This window comes from Pseudomonas sp. ADAK13, assembly GCF_012935715.1.
GTDB lineage: Bacteria > Pseudomonadota > Gammaproteobacteria > Pseudomonadales > Pseudomonadaceae > Aquipseudomonas.
In genome coordinates this window covers 783329-800684 of sequence record NZ_CP052860.1, presented here as the reverse complement: position 1 = coordinate 800684, position 17356 = coordinate 783329, and the positions used below count along the sequence as shown (strand labels likewise).

The 17356-nt window shown below is 60.5% G+C and carries 16 protein-coding genes and 1 pseudogene; 9 read left to right on the top strand and 8 right to left on the bottom strand.

All coding sequences use genetic code 11. The annotated features are described in order from the left end of the window. Nucleotides 1-10: 10 nt before the first annotated feature. The 6 genes and pseudogenes from HKK54_RS03880 to metG form a co-directional block, all read right to left on the bottom strand. Nucleotides 11-511, bottom strand: coding sequence for an Rnf-Nqr domain containing protein (locus tag HKK54_RS03880; protein WP_169386196.1), 501 nt, complete (start codon nt 509-511; stop codon nt 11-13). Continuing rightward, on the bottom strand, nt 504-1115 hold the full coding sequence (locus HKK54_RS03875) for an RnfABCDGE type electron transport complex subunit G (protein WP_169386195.1): 612 nt from the start codon (nt 1113-1115) through the stop codon (nt 504-506). The genes HKK54_RS03880 and HKK54_RS03875 overlap by 8 nt, the downstream gene beginning before the upstream one ends. Then, nucleotides 1112-2083: an RnfABCDGE type electron transport complex subunit D gene (locus HKK54_RS03870; protein WP_169386194.1), complete on the bottom strand. Its 972-nt coding sequence runs from the start codon at nt 2081-2083 to the stop codon at nt 1112-1114. The genes HKK54_RS03875 and HKK54_RS03870 overlap by 4 nt, the downstream gene beginning before the upstream one ends. 1 nt (nt 2084) lies before the next feature. After that, a pseudogene (gene rsxB / locus HKK54_RS03865) lies at nt 2085-2900 on the bottom strand (electron transport complex subunit RsxB); the annotation flags it as partial. After that, nucleotides 2897-3475 carry an Rnf-Nqr domain containing protein gene (locus tag HKK54_RS03860; RefSeq protein WP_169386192.1) on the bottom strand — a complete coding sequence of 193 codons (579 nt, stop codon included), beginning with the start codon at nt 3473-3475 and terminating at the stop codon, nt 2897-2899. The pseudogene rsxB and the gene HKK54_RS03860, both read right to left, overlap by 4 nt. A 103-nt stretch (nt 3476-3578) precedes the next feature. Next, the gene (gene metG / locus HKK54_RS03855; protein WP_010170138.1) at nt 3579-5630 is read right to left on the bottom strand and encodes a methionine--tRNA ligase; all 2052 of its coding nucleotides are present in this window, start codon (nt 5628-5630) and stop codon (nt 3579-3581) included. Nucleotides 5631-5802: 172 nt separating this feature from the next. Here metG and apbC point away from each other — a divergent pair, with 172 nt between their 5' ends. Further along, nucleotides 5803-6897: an iron-sulfur cluster carrier protein ApbC gene (gene apbC / locus HKK54_RS03850; RefSeq protein WP_010170136.1), complete on the top strand. Its 1095-nt coding sequence runs from the start codon at nt 5803-5805 to the stop codon at nt 6895-6897. A gap of 496 nt (nt 6898-7393) precedes the next feature. Here the strand turns inward: apbC and fdxA are convergent, their stop codons facing one another. Next, complete coding sequence (gene fdxA / locus HKK54_RS03845) at nt 7394-7717, bottom strand: ferredoxin FdxA (protein WP_003208688.1); 324 nt, start codon at nt 7715-7717, stop codon at nt 7394-7396. 142 nt (nt 7718-7859) lie between these two features. After that, nucleotides 7860-10451: a DNA mismatch repair protein MutS gene (gene mutS / locus HKK54_RS03840; RefSeq protein ID WP_169386191.1), complete on the bottom strand. Its 2592-nt coding sequence runs from the start codon at nt 10449-10451 to the stop codon at nt 7860-7862. Nucleotides 10452-10648: 197 nt separating this feature from the next. Between mutS and HKK54_RS03835 the strand changes: the two genes are divergently transcribed. From HKK54_RS03835 to HKK54_RS33535, 8 genes are all read left to right on the top strand, one after another. Then, entirely contained in the window at nt 10649-11383 is a 735-nt protein-coding gene (locus HKK54_RS03835; RefSeq protein WP_029615867.1) for a LexA family transcriptional regulator, read from the top strand. Nucleotides 11384-11978: 595 nt separating this feature from the next. Further along, the gene (locus HKK54_RS03830; RefSeq protein WP_010170128.1) at nt 11979-12317 is read left to right on the top strand and encodes a phage holin family protein; all 339 of its coding nucleotides are present in this window, start codon (nt 11979-11981) and stop codon (nt 12315-12317) included. A 22-nt stretch (nt 12318-12339) separates the two neighbouring features. Next, complete coding sequence (locus tag HKK54_RS03825) at nt 12340-12855, top strand: hypothetical protein (protein ID WP_169386190.1); 516 nt, start codon at nt 12340-12342, stop codon at nt 12853-12855. A gap of 3 nt (nt 12856-12858) precedes the next feature. Beyond that, the gene (locus HKK54_RS03820) at nt 12859-13467 is read left to right on the top strand and encodes a phage baseplate assembly protein V (protein WP_010170124.1); all 609 of its coding nucleotides are present in this window, start codon (nt 12859-12861) and stop codon (nt 13465-13467) included. A gap of 12 nt (nt 13468-13479) precedes the next feature. Next, complete coding sequence (locus HKK54_RS03815; protein WP_010170122.1) at nt 13480-13812, top strand: phage baseplate protein; 333 nt, start codon at nt 13480-13482, stop codon at nt 13810-13812. Then, nucleotides 13809-14804 (top strand): baseplate J/gp47 family protein, encoded by a 996-nt coding sequence (locus HKK54_RS03810; RefSeq protein ID WP_010170120.1) that lies wholly within the window; start codon nt 13809-13811, stop codon nt 14802-14804. The genes HKK54_RS03815 and HKK54_RS03810 overlap by 4 nt, the downstream gene beginning before the upstream one ends. Then, entirely contained in the window at nt 14801-15430 is a 630-nt protein-coding gene (locus HKK54_RS03805; RefSeq protein WP_169386189.1) for a phage tail protein I, read from the top strand. The genes HKK54_RS03810 and HKK54_RS03805 overlap by 4 nt, the downstream gene beginning before the upstream one ends. Further along, a complete protein-coding gene (locus HKK54_RS33535; protein ID WP_010170115.1) occupies nt 15431-17356 on the top strand; it encodes a phage tail protein in 1926 nt (641 codons plus the stop codon).

Sequence of the window (17356 nt, the reverse complement as noted above, 5' to 3'; positions counted from 1 at the left end):
TTGCAGACAGTCAGTGTGATTTTGAAAAATGGGCCCAGGCTTGTCGCCCGGCCAGCAACAACCCGAGCAGGATAAACCCGACGGGGGCCAACGCGGTGACAGAGCCGCTACCGATCAGCCCACGCAGTATGCCGAGGGTGACCAGCAGTACGCCAAACAGGCCGAACAGTTGCACGCGTGCCTTGCCCTGGCCTGCTTCGAAAAAGCCCGAAAACTCCAGTAACACGCATTGAACACTGATCAGTGCCAGGTAAATACCCAGCTGTTGATATAAGGGCAACGCGAACGCTTGCAAGAGCAGTTGTACGCAACTGACCAGTGTCGCGGCGATCAGCAGGCTGGCCATCAGTTGCATACGCTCGCCGAGGCGGTTGCGCAGGGTGTGCATGCCCAGGCCATACAGCGTCACGATCAGCACCGAGAGCACCCAGAAGCCCAACGCCTTGGGCAACGTGTCGGTCACGCCAATCAATGGCGCCAGCATCAGCGAGCGGGCCAGGGCTTTAGTCATGGGTTGACGGCTCCAACACCCGTTGGCGGTGCTCATCAAAGTAACGCAACGCATCGTGAACCCCATTGATCACCGCCCGCGACGTGATGGTCGCGCCAGCCATCTGATCGAATTGGCCGTGGTCTTTCTTCAGCGCCCAGGCGGAATCATTGGAGTCGTCTCGGGACAGTCCCTTGAATGCCGCCAGCCACGGATTGCCAGGTTCTGCGATATGCCCACCGAGGCTTGGGGTTTCCGACTGACTCAAGGTTTTTACCGCCAACAGCTTGCCGTTGTGGGAGATGGCGATCAGCAATTCTATGGGGCCGCCATAGCCATTGGTTTGCGAGCGCAGCAGCACTGCGCTGGGTTGCCCGTTCATGCTGGCGAGGTAGCCGCCCAGCAATTGGCTGTTTGCCAGTGCCTGTGGATGTATCGCGAGCGGGTGTTGCAGGGGCTGATTGTCGTAAGTGCCGACGGGGAGGATATCCAGCAAGGCCTGGCGCTGGAGGTTGTGTTGGGCTTCGCTGGCACGGCTGGCAGTCAACTGCTGCACGCCCAACGTCAGTGCGATCCCCGCCGCAGCGATCAGTAACACCGTCATCAGGCCCCGTGTGGTGTTCATGAACTCACCTCAGGCTGTCTGGGTGTTGCCAGGCGCTCAAACGCCGGCACCGCCAGGTTCATCAGCAGCACGGCGAACGCCACGCCGTCGGGGTAACCGCCCCACGTACGAATCAGGTAAACCAGCAAGCCCACGCCGACGCCAAACATCAGGCGCGCCCGCGGGCTTTTCGCGCCGGACACCGGTTCGGTCACGATAAAAAACGCCCCGAGCATGGTGGCGCCGGTCAGCAGATGGAACAGCGGCGAACCGTGGGAATCCGAGCCCGAACCGTTCCAGCACAACAGGCTGATAACGAACACGCTACCGAGCATACCCACCGGCGCATGCCAGCTGAATACCCGTTGTTGCAACAGCCACAGCCCGCCCGCCAGAAAGGCCAGGTTCACCCATTCACTGCCCTTGCCGGCGACGTGCCCGAAAGCGGAGTGGCTGGCAAACAGCTCATCCATGGTCAGGCTCTTATTGATCCGCAGGGCATCCAGGGCGGTCGCCTGGGCCCAGGCATCCGGCGCATCACCTTGCACACCGAACACCTGTTGCAGGCCGGCCAGCAGGTCCATGCCGTGGGAGACGGGCCAATGGGTCATGGGTTGGGGAAAGGCCACCAGCATCAGTGCATAGCCGACCATGGCCGGGTTGAACGGATTCTGGTTGCCGCCATACAGGTGCTTGCCCAGCAATAACGCACCGGCGACGGCCCCCACGCATAACCACCACGGACAATAAGGTGGCAGCGCCAGGGCCAGCAGCGTGGCCGTGACCAGGCCGCCGAGATCGCTGACCGAACGCCCGCGCAGCCGCTGAACGCCAGCCTCCACGACCCGCGCACAACCACAAGCCAGCAATAGATTGATCAACACGCCCCAGCCATACAGCCAGAACATCGCCAGCAAACCCGGCACCGTCGCCAGCAGCACACGCTTCATCGCGTGCTGCTGACGATCAACGGCTTCAAGCACTGGCATCGGCGCCCACCAGCGCCGCAAGCGCCTGCTCTGCGGTTTCGAAGTGCTGTTGCAGGATGATCAACTGCGACTGCTGCTCAAAGGTCGGCGGATGCCCGAACGCTTTCAGGGACTTGTGCAACTGGGCGCGGCTCATGGCCAGGTTGATCTTGGCCTTCTTCAGGGCGGCGTCCCTCGCGGCGGCTTTTTGCGCGCGAACCCGCTCAATGGCCGCCTGGACCGGGTTAACCGTGACCGCGGCCGCAGCCACGGGCGCCGCGCGCTGGGTGCGGGCCAAACGCTCGGCGAACTTCTGTTCTTCCTCACGTTGCAGCCGCGCGTTGCGCTGTTCAAACCGCCGTCGGGCCCGGTCACGCTTGAGGTCGCGGGCCTGGCGCTCGGCATCGTTGGAGGCCAGCCCGCCGACCATCGGCAGCACCGAGGTCAACGGGCGCATCTCGATGCAATCCACCGGGCAGGGCGCGACACACAGGTCACAACCGGTGCACTCGTCGATAATCACGGTATGCATCAATTTGGCCGCCCCGACGATGGCGTCCACCGGGCAGGCCTGGATGCATTTGGTACAGCCGATACACTCTGCTTCACGGATAAACGCGATCTGCGCGGGCGCTTCGCCCCGGGAAGTGTCCAGCTCCAGCACCGGGAGCTTCAGCAACTGCGCCAGGCCGGCGATGGTTTCCTGCCCGCCGGGTGGGCACTTGTTGATCGCCTCGCCCTGGGCAATGCCTTCGGCGTAGGGCTTGCAGCCAGGGTGCCCGCACTTGCCACATTGGGTCTGCGGCAGCAGCGCGTCGATACGTTGAATCAGGCTCATGGTTTGATCATTGCGTTGAAACCCAGAAAAGCCACGGCCATCAGCCCGGCGCTGATCAACGCCACCGGCAGACCCCGAAAGGGCAGCGGTATGTCGTTGTCGGCAATACGTTGGCGCAGGTCACTGAACAGGCTCAGCACCAGCCAGAAACCCAGCCCTGCGCCCAGGCTCAGAGCGGCCATGTGTGTCAGCCCTTTATCCGCTTGCGTACCCAGCAGCACCACGCCCAACACGCCGGCATTCCCCAGCAATAACAGCCATAGGCCATCGAACGGCAGCGTGGGTAACCGGCGGGCCAGGACGCTCAACAGCGGTTGGATCAACAACACCGTCACCGGCAAAAACACAAACAGCCGCAGGGATGTCAGCGCCAGCGGCTGCAGAAGATAGTGGTCAAGCAGATACCCCAGGATGCCACTCAGCAGCATCAGCACCGTGGTAGCAATGCCCAGCGCATGTACGCGCTGGCGTGAGTCGGCTGTGGATGCCAACACCGGGTCGACAGCCAGCGGCATCTGCAACACGAGGTTGCTGATCAGGGCTGTGCTGACAAGGGTGAGAAGCATATCGGTCATGGTCGTGCCGGGTTAAGCCAACAGAATCCGATTATCCGGCAAGCGAGGAGGGGGTACTAGCTGAAACCGCCCCATGGCCGAGACCATGGGGCGGTTCGCAGTTTTACTTGATGCGCTGACCCGGCTTGGCGCCGCTGTCCGGGCTCAACAGGTAAATCTCTTCACCGCCAGGGCCCGCCGCCATCACCATGCCTTCGGAGATGCCGAACTTCATTTTCCGTGGCTTGAGGTTGGCGATCATCATGGTCAGGCGCCCGTCGAGCTTGGACGGGTCCGGATAGGCGCTCTTGATCCCGGAGAACACGTTGCGTTGCTCGTCACCGATGTCCAGGGTCAGGCGCAGCAACTTGTCGGCGCCTTCCACGGCTTCGGCCTTGATGATCAGCGCAACCCGCAGGTCTACCGCAGCGAACGCGTCAAAGTCGATTTCCGGCGACAATGGATCTTTCGCCAGCTCGCCATTGCCTGCCGGGGCCGCGTCGCCAGTGTCGGTCTTGCTGGCTTCGAGGTCTTCTTTCGAAGCGTCGGTCATGGCCTGGACTTTTACCGGGTCGATACGGGTCATCAGCGGCTTGAACTCGTTCAGTTGATGGTTGCTGAGCAAGGTCGCGTGGTCGTTCCAGGTCAGCGGCGGCACGTTGAGGAACGCCTCGGCGTCGGCCGCCAGCAGTGGCAGTACCGGCTTGAGGAAGATCACCAGTTGGCGGAACAGGTTGACGCCCGTGGCGCAGATCGCCTGGACTTCAGCCTGCTTGCCTTCCTGTTTGTTCAGCGACCACGGTGCCTTGTCGGCGATCCAGGCGTTGGCACGGTCGGCCAGGCCCATGATCTCGCGCATGGCGCGGGCAAAGTCGCGGGCTTCATAGGCGTCGGCGATGCTTGGCGCAGCGGCCAGGAACGCATCGGTCAGCTCGGGTGCGGCATTTTCAGCCACCAGCACACCGGCGTTGCCCTTGTGGATAAACCCGGCGCAACGGCTGGCGATGTTGACGACCTTGCCCACCAGGTCCGAGTTGACCTTCTGTACGAAGTCTTCCAGGTTCAGGTCGAGGTCGTCGACGCCACGGCCCAGCTTGGACGCGTAGTAGTAGCGCAGGTATTCCGGCGACAGGTGGTCCAGGTAGGTGCGCGCCTTGATAAAGGTGCCACGGGACTTGGACATTTTCTGGCCGTTGACGGTCAGGTAGCCGTGAACCGCGATGCCGGTCGGCTTGCGGTAGCCCGAACCTTCGAGCATTGCCGGCCAGAACAGCGCGTGGAAGTTGACGATGTCCTTGCCGATGAAGTGATACAGCTCGGCGGTGGAATCCTTGGCCCAGAACGCGTCGAAGTCCAGCTCCGGCGTGCGGTCGCACAGGTTCTTGAAGCTGGCCATGTAGCCGATTGGCGCGTCCAGCCATACATAGAAGTACTTGCCAGGTTCGCCGGGGATCTCGAAACCGAAATACGGCGCATCGCGGGAGATGTCCCACTGTTGCAGGCCGGCATCCAGCCATTCGGCGATCTTGTTGGCCACGGCATCCTGCAGGGTGCCGCTGCGGGTCCAGGTTTGCAGCATCTGCTGGAAATCCGGGAGCTTGAAGAAGAAGTGCTGGGAATCCTTGAGCACCGGGGTGGCGCCCGAGATGGCCGACTTCGGATCCTTCAGGTCGGTAGGCGCGTAAGTGGCGCCGCATTTTTCGCAGTTGTCGCCGTACTGGTCTTCAGTGCCGCATTTCGGGCAGGTGCCCTTGATGAAGCGGTCGGCCAGGAACATTTTCTTTTCCGGGTCGAAATATTGGGTGATCGAACGCGTGGCAATGTGCCCGGCGTCTTTCAACCGCAGGTAGATCTGGCTCGACAGCTCGCGGTTTTCGTCGGAGTGGGTCGAGTGGAAGTTGTCGAAATCCACCAGGAACTCGGCAAAGTCGGCGCTGTGTTCAGCCTGGACGTTGGCGATCAGTTGTTCCGGGGTGATGCCTTCCTTCTCGGCGCGCAACATGATGGCCGAACCGTGGGCGTCGTCCGCGCAGACATAAATGCATTGGTTGCCGCGATGCTTCTGGAAGCGCACCCACATATCGGTCTGGATGTACTCAAGCATATGGCCAAGGTGGATGGAACCATTGGCATAGGGCAGGGCGCTGGTGACGAGGATCTTGCGTGGCTCGGACATGGGGCTCGGCTACTTGATGAAACGGAGGTCGGCCACTATAAAGCGCCGGGAAATTTATTTCACCCCGTGCGGCTGTTTCAGGATTTTCCCGGCGGCCGAAAGCGTGCCGTTGAAGCGCTGGAACGGTTAGGATAGCCGCCTGTTTTAGTCAGTCTTTTTTCGGGAGTAGCCCATGAGCGCCGTCAATCGCGCAGCGGTGGAAGCCGTTCTTCGCCAATACACCGACCCCTACCTGAACCAGGACCCGGTCAGCGCCGGGTGCGTACGGGCCATCGACGTGCAGGGTGACAAGGTTTCGGTCCAGCTTGAGCTGGGCTATGCCGCCGCGCTGTTCAAGAGCGGCTGGGCGCAGATGCTGCAAATGGCCATTGAAGGCCTGGACGGCGTCAGTTCGGCCAAGGTCGACATCCAGTGCGTGATCGCCCCGCACAAGGCCCAGGCGCAAATCCCGGGCCTGGCCAACGTCAAGAACGTGGTGGCCGTGGCCTCCGGCAAGGGTGGCGTGGGCAAATCCACCACCGCGGCCAACCTGGCCCTGGCCCTGGCCCGCGAAGGCGCGCGCGTCGGCATTCTCGACGCCGACATTTATGGCCCGAGCCAAGGCGTGATGTTCGGCATCGCCGAAGGCACCCGGCCGAAGATCAAGGACCAGAAATGGTTTGTGCCGATCGAATCCCATGGCGTGGAAGTCATGTCCATGGCCTTCCTGACCGACGACAACACGCCGATGGTCTGGCGTGGCCCGATGGTTTCCGGCGCGTTGCTGCAACTGGTCACCCAGACCGACTGGGGCAACCTGGACTACCTGGTGATCGACATGCCGCCGGGTACTGGTGATATCCAGCTGACCCTGGCGCAGAAAGTCCCGGTGGCCGGCGCGGTGATCGTTACCACGCCGCAGGACCTGGCGCTGCTGGATGCCCGCAAGGGCGTGGAGATGTTCCGCAAGGTCAACATCCCGGTACTGGGCGTCGTGGAAAACATGGCGGTGCACATCTGCTCCAACTGCGGCCACGCCGAGCATCTGTTCGGTGAAGGCGGCGGCGAAAAGCTGGCGACCCAATACGGAGTTGAACTGCTGGCGTCGCTGCCCCTGTCCATGGGGATTCGTGAGCAGGCTGACGGCGGCAAGCCAACGGTCGTAGCCGAGCCCGATGGCCAGATTGCCATGGTCTACCAGGAACTGGCTCGTCACGTCGGGGCGCGGATTGTCCTGCAGGAAGCCGGGGCCCAGGCGATGCCGACCATCACTGTCAGCGACGACTGATCCACCGGATGGGAAAAAAGCCTCGACTGTGTCGGGGCTTTTTCTTGTCTGGCGAAAACTCAAGGGTCACTTGTTACCCGTTTACGTAATTGCTGGTGTAAGCATTCACTTACTTTTTCGTAAGCGTTTGGGTTTTTTCGCCGGTACGGACGTCTCGAATCGGCTGCCTATATTTCTATCTAATTGAAATATAACAATTATTTATTCGTGTCTGAACATCGAAACCTGTAGTCCAGCGATTTGGATCCCGTTGAACTTCCCCGGGAACTCTCTAAGATCAGCCCTGTGTCCACGGATTGACACAGTCATCACGGAACGATGATTCAGGGAACCTCGCAGGATGCGATTCATCAGGACGATGAAAAGGAACACAGGGACTAGGGAAAAAATGTGGGCGGGTCATACCGCCCCTTTTTTTTGCCTGTAGAAAAGTGAAACCCGCCCCGCAGAAATGCAAAAAGGCCCGCAAGGGGCCTATTGGAGGGCATCGACGCTATCAGCGCTCGAGGTCTGCAATCTTGCCTTTTTTGCCATCCCACTCTGCCGCGTCCGGCATCGGGTCTTTGCGCTCAGTGATGTTTGGCCAAATTTCCGCCAGCTCAACGTTCAACTGAATAAATTCCTGCATCTCTGCCGGGACTTCGTCCTCGGAGAAAATCGCGACGGCCGGGCATTCTGGCTCACACAGGGCGCAGTCAATGCACTCGTCCGGGTGGATGACCAGGAAGTTCGGGCCTTCGTAGAAGCAGTCCACCGGACACACTTCTACGCAGTCGGTGTACTTGCACTTGATGCAGTTGTCGGTGACGACGAAGGTCATTTCTAATTCTCTCCTCAGGCGGCGGCAGCGAAACCCTTTGTGGCAGGGCTCGCGAGGTTCGGGAGCGATAGTCTGCAGGCCAGGCTAAAAGCCCGCAGCATCCCAAACCGCGCGAGAGTCTACCAGCTTGCAAGCGTCTGCGTTATATCCGAGTCTTAAGTGCATATAACATTTCGAGCGCTTTTCGCGGCGTCAAGTCGTCCAAGTCAAGTTTAGCCAACTCATCGAGTACCGGGTGAGGCAGGCTGGCGAACATGTCGCTCTGGTGCGGCGTGCTCGGTTTGTTGCTGGCTTTGGCCGGGCTGGCCACGGGAAGCTCGTGGGGCAGGGCGGTTTCTTCCAGGCGGCTCAGGTGCTCGCGGGCACGGGTGATCACGTCCGCCGGCACACCGGCCAGTTGTGCCACGGCCAAGCCGTAACTCTGGCTCGCCGGGCCGGGCAGCACGTGGTGCAGGAACACGATGCGCTCGTTGTGCTCGGTGGCATTGAGGTGCACGTTGGCCACCAATGGCTCGTTTTCCGGCAGCACGGTCAGCTCGAAGTAGTGGGTCGCAAACAGCGTATACGCTCGCAGGTGCGCCAACCGCTCGGCTGCGGCCCAGGCCAAGGAAAGCCCGTCGAAGGTGCTGGTGCCGCGGCCCACTTCGTCCATCAGCACCAGGCTGCGTTCGGTGGCGTTGTGCAGGATGTTGGCGGTTTCGCTCATTTCCACCATAAAGGTCGAACGGCCACCGGCCAGGTCATCGCTGGAACCGATCCGGGTGAAGATGCGGTCCACCAGGGACAATTCGCAACTGGCTGCCGGCACGAAGCTGCCGATGTGGGCCAGCAGCACGATCAATGCGGTCTGGCGCATGTAGGTGGATTTACCGCCCATGTTCGGACCGGTGATCACCAGCATGCGGGTATCGTCGTCCAGCGACAGATCGTTGGCGACGAACGGCGTGGTCAGTACCTGCTCTACCACCGGGTGGCGACCTTGCACGATACGCATGCACGGCTCGCTGACAAACCGCGGGCAGTTCAGGTCAAGGTTCAGGGCACGCTCGGCCAGGTTGCTCAGCACATCCAGTTCGGCCAGGGCGGCGGCGGTGTCCTGCAACGGCGCCAGCTTGTCGATCAAGCTTTCCAGCAACGCTTCATAGAGCATCTTCTCCCGAGCCAGGGCGCGGCTTTTCGCTGACAGCGCCTTGTCTTCGAACTCTTTCAGTTCCGGGGTGATAAAGCGCTCGGCGCCCTTGAGGGTCTGGCGGCGCTGGTAGTCGATCGGCGCCTGCTCGGCCTGCTTGCTCGGCAACTCGATAAAGTAGCCGTGCACGCGGTTGTAGCCGACTTTCAGGTTGGCCAGGCCCGTACGGGCTTTTTCACGGGCTTCCAGGTCGATCAGGAACTGCCCGGCGTTCTCGCTCAGGGATTGCAGTTCGTCCAGCTCGGTGTCGTAACCGGTCTTCAGCACGCCACCGTCACGGATGATCGCGGGCGGGTTGTCGATGATGGCTTTTTCCAGCAGCGCCGCCAGATCCGGGTAGGTACTGGTGGTGACGGCCAGCTGTTGCAGGTGTGGCGCTTCCAGCTCGGTCATCGCCGCTTGCAGTTGGGGCAGGGCGCCCAGCGCGTCCCGCAGGCGCGCCAGGTCACGGGGCCGTGCGTTACGCAGGCCGATCCGCGCGAGGATCCGCTCGATATCGCCGATTTCCTTGAGCTGCGGTTGCAGCTTTTCAAAGCGATAGCGGTCCAGCAGGCAAGTAATGGAGGTTTGACGGGCTTGCAGCACCGTCAAATCCCGCAGCGGGCGGTTCAACCAGCGAGTCAACAAGCGGCTGCCCATGGCGGTCTGGCAACGGTCGACCACCGATTGCAGGGTGTTGTCGCGCCCGCCGGCCAGGTTGGTGTCCAACTCCAGGTTGCGACGGCTCGCGCCGTCCAGCACCACGGTGTCGTCCAGGCGTTCATGACGCAGGCTGCGCAAGTGCGGCAGGGCGGTGCGCTGGGTTTCCTTGGCGTAGCTGAGCAGGCAACCGGCGGCGCCGATGGCCAGGGTCAGGGTTTCGCAACCAAATCCCTTGAGGTCTTGCACGGAGAATTGCTGGCACAGGCTTTTCAGCGCTGAATCACGCTCGAAATCCCACGGCGCGCGGCGCTTGGTCCCACGACGACGTTCCGCCGGCAGGTCCTTTGGCCAGTCATCCGGAATCATCAGTTCCACCGGGTTGACGCGCTCCAGCTCCGCCAGCAGGTTTTCCCAGCCCTTGATCTCCAGCACCGTGAAGTTGCCACTGGTGATATCCAGCACCGCCAGGCCGAACAGCCGCTCGTCCCCCAATACCGCAGCGATCAGGTTATCGCGACGCTCATCCAGCAGCGCCTCATCACTTACCGTGCCCGGGGTAATGATGCGCACCACCTGACGCTCCACCGGGCCCTTGCTGGTAGCCGGGTCGCCGATCTGCTCACAGATCACCACCGACTCGCCCAGCTTCACCAGCTTGACCAGATAGCCTTCCAGCGAATGATAAGGAATCCCGCACATCGGAATCGCCTGCCCGGCCGACTGCCCGCGCGCGGTCAGGGTGATGTCCAGCAACTTGGCGGCCTTCTTCGCATCTTCATAGAAGATCTCGTAGAAGTCGCCCATGCGATAGAACATCAACTGATCAGGGTGCTGGTTTTTCAGGCGCCAGTACTGCTGCATCATCGGGGTGTGGGAGGACAGATCGGAGGTGTTTTTACTCATTGGATAGTTAGCAAATTCGTTGAAAGTGATGGGGCAAAGGGGGCGCTTGGCCCAGCATTTTTTGCAATGGGCGCAAGGTTAACACGCGAGGTCGGGGCTTCGCAGTTCACAAACGGTCAGGTCAAATTCGCCACTCGATGCATAAATATGCAAATTAGCATTTGCCAAGCATCAAAACTGCCTGCACTATCCGCGTTATGCAAAAACGCAACGTTTCTATCGTCTTAAGAGAGCTGCTGGACCGCGACCGGATCTCCCCCACGGAGCTTCACCGGCGTACCGGCGTGCCTCAATCCACGCTGTCCCGGATCCTCAGCGGCAAGATCGTTGACCCGTCGGACAAGCACATCTCGCGCATCGCCGATTACTTCCAGGTCAGCACCGACCAACTGCGCGGGCGCGCGGCGCTGGTGCCGGCGCGGTCGGAAGAGCGCGACCCGATGCATTCGGAACTCAAGGACATAAGCCTGTGGGACGACGACACCCCCGTTAATGATGACGAGGTGTCGATCCCCTTTCTGCGCGAGGTTGAATTGGCTGCTGGATCAGGAAGATTCGTCATCGAGGAAAGTGAGAAGGCCAGCCTGCGTTTCGGCAAGCGCAGCCTGCGGCACAACGGTGTGCAGTTCGACCAGGCCAAGTGCGTGACGGTGCGTGGCAACAGCATGTTGCCGGTACTGCGTGATGGCGCGACGGTGGGCGTCAACGCCGGCAAGTGCGGGATCGGCGACATCGTCGATGGCGACCTGTATGCCATCAACCACAACGGGCAACTGCGGGTGAAACAGCTCTACCGCCTGCCTTCCGGGATTCGCCTGCGCAGCTTCAACCGTGATGAACACCCGGACGAGGACTACAGCTTCCAGGACATCCAGGATGAACAGATCAGCATCCTCGGTCACGTCTTCTGGTGGGGCATGTACGCCCGCTAACCCCTCCGCGTAGGAATAAGCCCGCCCATGAGCGGGCTTTTTTTCGCCTGTGCAAAACCACCAAACCCCATGCCTGTAAGGCTATGAATGCATGTGTGCATATCTATCGCAAAAATAAATGCATTTGTGCATTGACTGTATATGCATACATGCATATTCTCCATCTCAAGCCAGCCAAGAAGGTCTGGTGGAGGCGGCAAGGATGCTGCCAGGGAAGACAAGGACGTTACGCAACACCGGCAAGGACGCCATCGAAGCGATGGCAGGGATGCCAGGCAACACCGGCAAGGATGCCGACGCTCTTTAGTTTCAAACCGCTTCAAGAACAGGCAGCGATGAACCGGCCTTAACGGTTCAGAGGGTTGGCAACTGGCCCGGGTGTGCAGCGTAAAGCACCAGAAGCAGTTATCCGGCAGACAGGGATCGTGGTCGGAAAAACATTGAGGAAAGGTCCGTACCGCGCCAGTAGCGCCGAAAGACCGAGGAAATCATTACTGAAAAGCCCGGGCAACCGGGCTTTTTGGAATGCCTACCTATAAATGGAATTACCCAAAACCCGGCACTGCGCCGGTAATGCTCAGCCAGGAGGCGTGACATGACAAACGAGCAGCAAGCGTTAGCGGAAATGCCTATCTGGCTGGTGATCGTATTGGCCCTGATCGGCGGTGTATCCGGAGAAATGTGGCGCGCCGACAAGGAAGGCGCCCGTGGTTGGTCGCTGTTGCGGCGCCTGGTCCTGCGTTCCGGGGCCTGCATGGTGTGCGGGGTATCAGCCCTGATGCTGTGCTACGCCGCAGGCATGTCGATCTGGACGGCCGGCGCCATTGGTTGCCTGACCGCCATGGCCGGTGCAGACGTGGCCATCGGCCTTTATGAACGGTGGGCAGCCAAGCGGATTGGCGTCAACGAAGGCACCCGTCAGGACCCGCAGTAACCGTTGCAAGGACGCTACTTAAATGACCCTCATCGAAAAACCTTCCCAACTCCCTCAAGCCATCAGCGAGGCGCTGCATATTGCCTTTCCGGACCTGAAGGTCGGCAATCACCAGGATTTTCAGGGCGCCGGGGATAACACCGGCGTATTGATCACGGTTGAAGGCAATGGCCCGGGCATCCGCTCCCGTGAAGGGCGCAAGGCCCATGCCCTGGGGATTTCGCTCAAGGCCATGGTCGCTCCGGGTGCATTGCCCTTTGATGCCTGTGACCTGGCCAGTCGACTGATGGACCTGGTGCTGGACAACCGCTGGAACCTGCCGCAGGCGCAGTGCGACCTGCCGACCAACATCGTCGCCGCGCCCTCACTACGCACTCCCGCCGAAACGGACTACGACACCTGGACCGTCACCTTCACCCAAACCCTCTATATCGGGCCGCCGTTGCTCAACGACCCCACAGGCAAACCGCTGTTCGCCTGCACCTGGGAAGTCTCGAACATCGACGACCCCGACCAATACAAACCACTGGCGGAGTAACCCATGTTTGACGCGCTGTTACGCATGCAACTGGGGCCAATCATCGAGCGCCTGGCTGAAATGGAAGCCCAGCTCGAAGACCTGTATAGACGCGCCGAAAGTTTCTGCCGCATCGGTGTGTGCCAGGAGGTCGATGCCGCCAGCAACACTTGCAAGGTCAGCCACGGCGACTTGCTCACGCCGGCGATCCGGTTTTTCAACCCCAGCGCCGGTGCGCAGACCGAAACCCGCATCCCTTCGGTGGGCGAGCAATGCGTGTTGCTCAACTACGGCGGCGGCGAGGGCGGGGCGCAATCGGTGGCTTTGTTCGGCTTGAACAGTGATCGTTTTCCGCCGGTTTCCAGCGTTCCGACGCTGACCCGGCGGCGCCATCAGGACGGCACCCAAAGCGACTACGACGACGCCAGCCACACCTTCAACTGGGCCAATGGTCCCACCACGTTCATCGGTTCCCGCGAGCAGGTCGACGTCAAGGTCGGCGCCGCCAGCCTGACGATGAGCGCCGAGAGCATCACGCTGCAAGTCGGCGGCACCAGCTTGTTGCTGGATGCCGGCGGCGCGCACTTCAGCGGCCCGGTGGTGGACCACCAGGGCCGGGTCATCAGCCCCTGATAAGGACATCCCATGATTGGAATCGATCGGAACACCGGGGCGGCCGTCGATGACTGGCTGCAATTCGTACAGCGCGCCACCCGAGCGCTGACCACGCCGTTGGGCACGCGCCAGAAGCGCCCGCTGTACGGCTCAATGATCCCGCAACTGCTCGGGCAAAACCTCGGCGACGACCTGCTGATTCTCGCCCAAAGCCATGCCGCCCAGGCGTTCTACAACCCACAGAACGGCATTGCCGACTTCGAGCCGCAAGTCATCGTCGCCAACCGTCAGGGCGCCGGACTGTTGCTGCGCTTTGCCGGCACCTGGAAAAACCGCAAACAAACCTTCGAGGTGGTGACATGAGCATGCTGATACCCGGCCAGAACCAGTTGGCCGAGCCGGCGATCATTGCCGTCGACGAGTTCGAACCGCTGTTGGCGGAGTTCAAGGCGTTTGTGGTTGATTACGTCGCTGGCCGAGCGCCGGAAAATGCGGCCAAGCTCAAGGTCAGCCTGGAGAACGAGAGCGAGTTGCTGACGCTGGCGCTCGAAGCTTTTTGCGTTCGCCTGCAAACCCACGAACGCAAATACAACGCCCGCATCAAGCAGATGCTGGCGTGGTGGGCCACCGGCAGCAACCTCGACGCACGCCTTGCCGACATGGGCCTGGAGCGTCAAGTGCTCGACCCAGGTGACCCGGCGGCTTTCCCGCCGGTGCCGCCGACGCTGGAAAGCGACGATGACGCCCGACTGCGTTATTACCTCGCGCCTCACGCTCCGGCGGCGGGCTCGCGCATGCAGTATCGCCGGGAGGTTTTCACCCTAGGTGAGCGTCCATCGGTGAAAGTGCAAAGTGCTACGCCCGGTGTGGTGACGGTTACTTATACCTTTGACCCGGACGGCTACGCGGCTCGGGTCAAGGATGGCAACGGGCGTCGCACCGCGCCGGGTGAAGTGATGGTGACGGTCTTGGCCCGAGACGGGGATGGCACGCCACCTGCTGATCTGCTCGACGGTGTGCGCCGGCATTTCGCCCGGCCTGATGTGCGGCCGGAAACGGATCTCGTTACGGTGCAGGCGGCTCAGATCCTGCGCTACAAAATCCGCGTGGTGGCGAAGATCAACGCCGGCCCGGATTCCGGGCTGACCCAAGTGGCCGCGCAACAACTGCTGCAAACCTACGCCGAGTCTTGTCATCGCCTGGAAGGGCGGGTGGATCCGAGCTGGATCGACTACGCCATCCACTCGGCGGGCGCTGCGCAACTTCAAATCCTTGAGCCGCTGGAGCCGATCGTCACCACGGCGTTTCAGGCGCCGTATTGCACGGGTGTCGAGGTGGAGGTGCGCACGCTATGAACGAGCCAAAAGGCAGTTTGCTGCCTGCCAACAGTTCTCCGTTGGAGAAGGCGCTGGATTTGGGTTTCGGGCAGTTGCTCGACCGGGTTACTCCGCCGTTCCCTGAACTGATGGATCCGGCTCGAACGCCAGTGGCGTTTTTGCCCTACCTGGCGGCGGATCGGGCGGTCAACGAATGGAGCGCCACTGCCCCCGAAGCTGAAAAGCGCTTGACGGTCAAACTCGCCTGGCCCACTGCCCGGCAAGCGGGCACTCGCCAAGCGCTGGAAAATGCGGCCAAGGGTTTGCAATTGGCACCGGAGGTTCGCGCCTGGTACGAACAGACGCCGCCCGGCGAGCCCTACAGCTTCTCCGTGCGGGCTTACACCGAGCTGCCCTACAGCGAAGAAATTGACGCCCGTCTCGACCGTCGCCTGTCCGATGCCAAAAGCGAGCGCGACATACTCTCGATCTCCGTGGGCTTGAGCGCGTTCGGTGGCCACAGCATCGGCGCCGCCACCGTGTGCGGCGAGCTGACCACGATTTACCCGCTGGTGCTTGCGGGGCTCGAGGCGTCTGGCAGGGCCTTCATGGCCGCCGGCCTCTACACCGTCGAAACCACCACCCTTTATCCACAGGAGTCCTAAATGGCTGACTACTACACCCTGCTTACCAATGCGGGGATCGCCTACGAAACAGCCTGCAAGGCTGCTGGCGTGCCGATCAAACTTGCGCAGATCTCGATCGGCGACGGGAATGGCGCTGCCTACAACCCCGCCGCAACGGCTACTGCACTCAAGCGCGAAGTGTGGCGCGGCCCCTTGAACGCATTGTTCCAGGATGACAAAAACCCTAGCTGGTTGCTGGCTGAGGTAACGATTCCTCCCGAGGTGGGCGGCTGGTACGTGCGCGAGGCCGGGATCTGGACCGACACCGGTATTTTGTACGCGATCGTCAAATATCCTGAGTCGTTTAAGCCAGTGCTTGCGACATCGGGCTCTGGAAAAGAGTTCTATATTCGGTCGATTTTCGAGACAAGCAACGCTTCAGAAGTAACGTTGCTTATCGACGACAATATCGTCAAGGCCACGCGGGCTTGGGTGGCCAGCTATGTCGCTGACGAGCTGGCCAAGCTCGATAGCAAGCGGTCGGTTCGTGTGGTTACCACGGCAAATATCGTGTTGAGTGGCCCGCAGCAAGTTGATGGCGTTGCGGTTGTTGTTGGCGACCGTGTCTTGGTCGCTAAGCAAACGGCTGGCAAGGATAACGGACTATATGTTGTAGCTGTCGGCGCTTGGGTGCGTGCGACAGATGCGGATAACAGCCTCGAGGTGACGCCCGGCATGTTCGTCAGTGTCGAAGAGGGCAAAGCCTACGGTGATAGCGCTTGGCAGCTCGTTACGGATGCGCCGATAGTGTTGGGCACCACCGCGCTCGCCTTTGAGGTGGTCGCCGGTCGCACGGGGGTAGTCGCTGGTACCTATCGAAGCTTGACGGTAGACAAGCTTGGTCGCGTTATTGCTGGTACTAACCCGACAACGCTTGAGGGAAATGGCATCACTGATGGCGCAACAAAGACCGAGCTCGCGGAAGCGATTAGCGGTGTGGTGGCAAAAGCTGGTTCCACCATGTCGGGTCAGCTGATTTTTCAGAGCGGCACCGAAGACACCCCGGAGCTAGGTTTTAAGACTCCAACTTCCGAGGCGTACTTTGATTTATATGATAAGAACATGCGAATCGAAGCCGTATCAGACGGGGTGTTTTCAACGCCACTTCGTTTAAATCTTCCAACAAAGTCGGCCTATGTGTTCGGCAGCCTTGTTTGGAACTCTGCCAATTTTGATCCCGCAGGAAAGCTTTCTGTTGGGGCAGGCGGGTGGCTTGCAGGCGCGCCAGCGATAATGGGGTCTATTGGTGGACTTCCGGCAAGTCAACTATTTTCTGGGGCCAGCGGTCACACCACGGACGGTCCGACTAATTACCCGAACACTGTTGGTTTGCATATGACTTTTGCGAACCCTGATTTTGGGGCAGACATAGCCGTCAGTGTTAATGAGGCGGTGGGTACCCTTTTATTTCGAAACCTTGGGGGCACGGTGCCGAGTGGATGGAAAAAGGTTTGGCACGATGGAATCTTCACTCCATCTTCAAAGATCAGCGGCAACTATTGCCCCGCGGCCGGATTTTCGTCCGGGGATAAAGATGTCCCTTATATGTCTCACTCGGATGGCACAGTAGTACGGCTGCAAGTCAGTCGGCCAAAAAGCACAGCATTACTAGCCGCAAACGGCTGGAGCAAAAACGCGGATACCGGCGAGATTATTCAGTGGGTTGAATACGCTCAAGGGGATATGCCGAATTCGCAGATAATTAATATTGCATGGCCTTTTCAGTTTCCGACCCAGTTCCTAAACGCAAAAATTAACATTAAATTTCCTGGCAGTGGCACCGTAAGTTCGGTGACCCATTCATATTCTGGGGGGACTGTTACAGGCTGCGTTGTTCGCTTGGAAGAGTGGGCTGCTGTGGTTCAAACTGGAATGGTGATAGTTGTTGAAGGTAGGGGGTTTTAG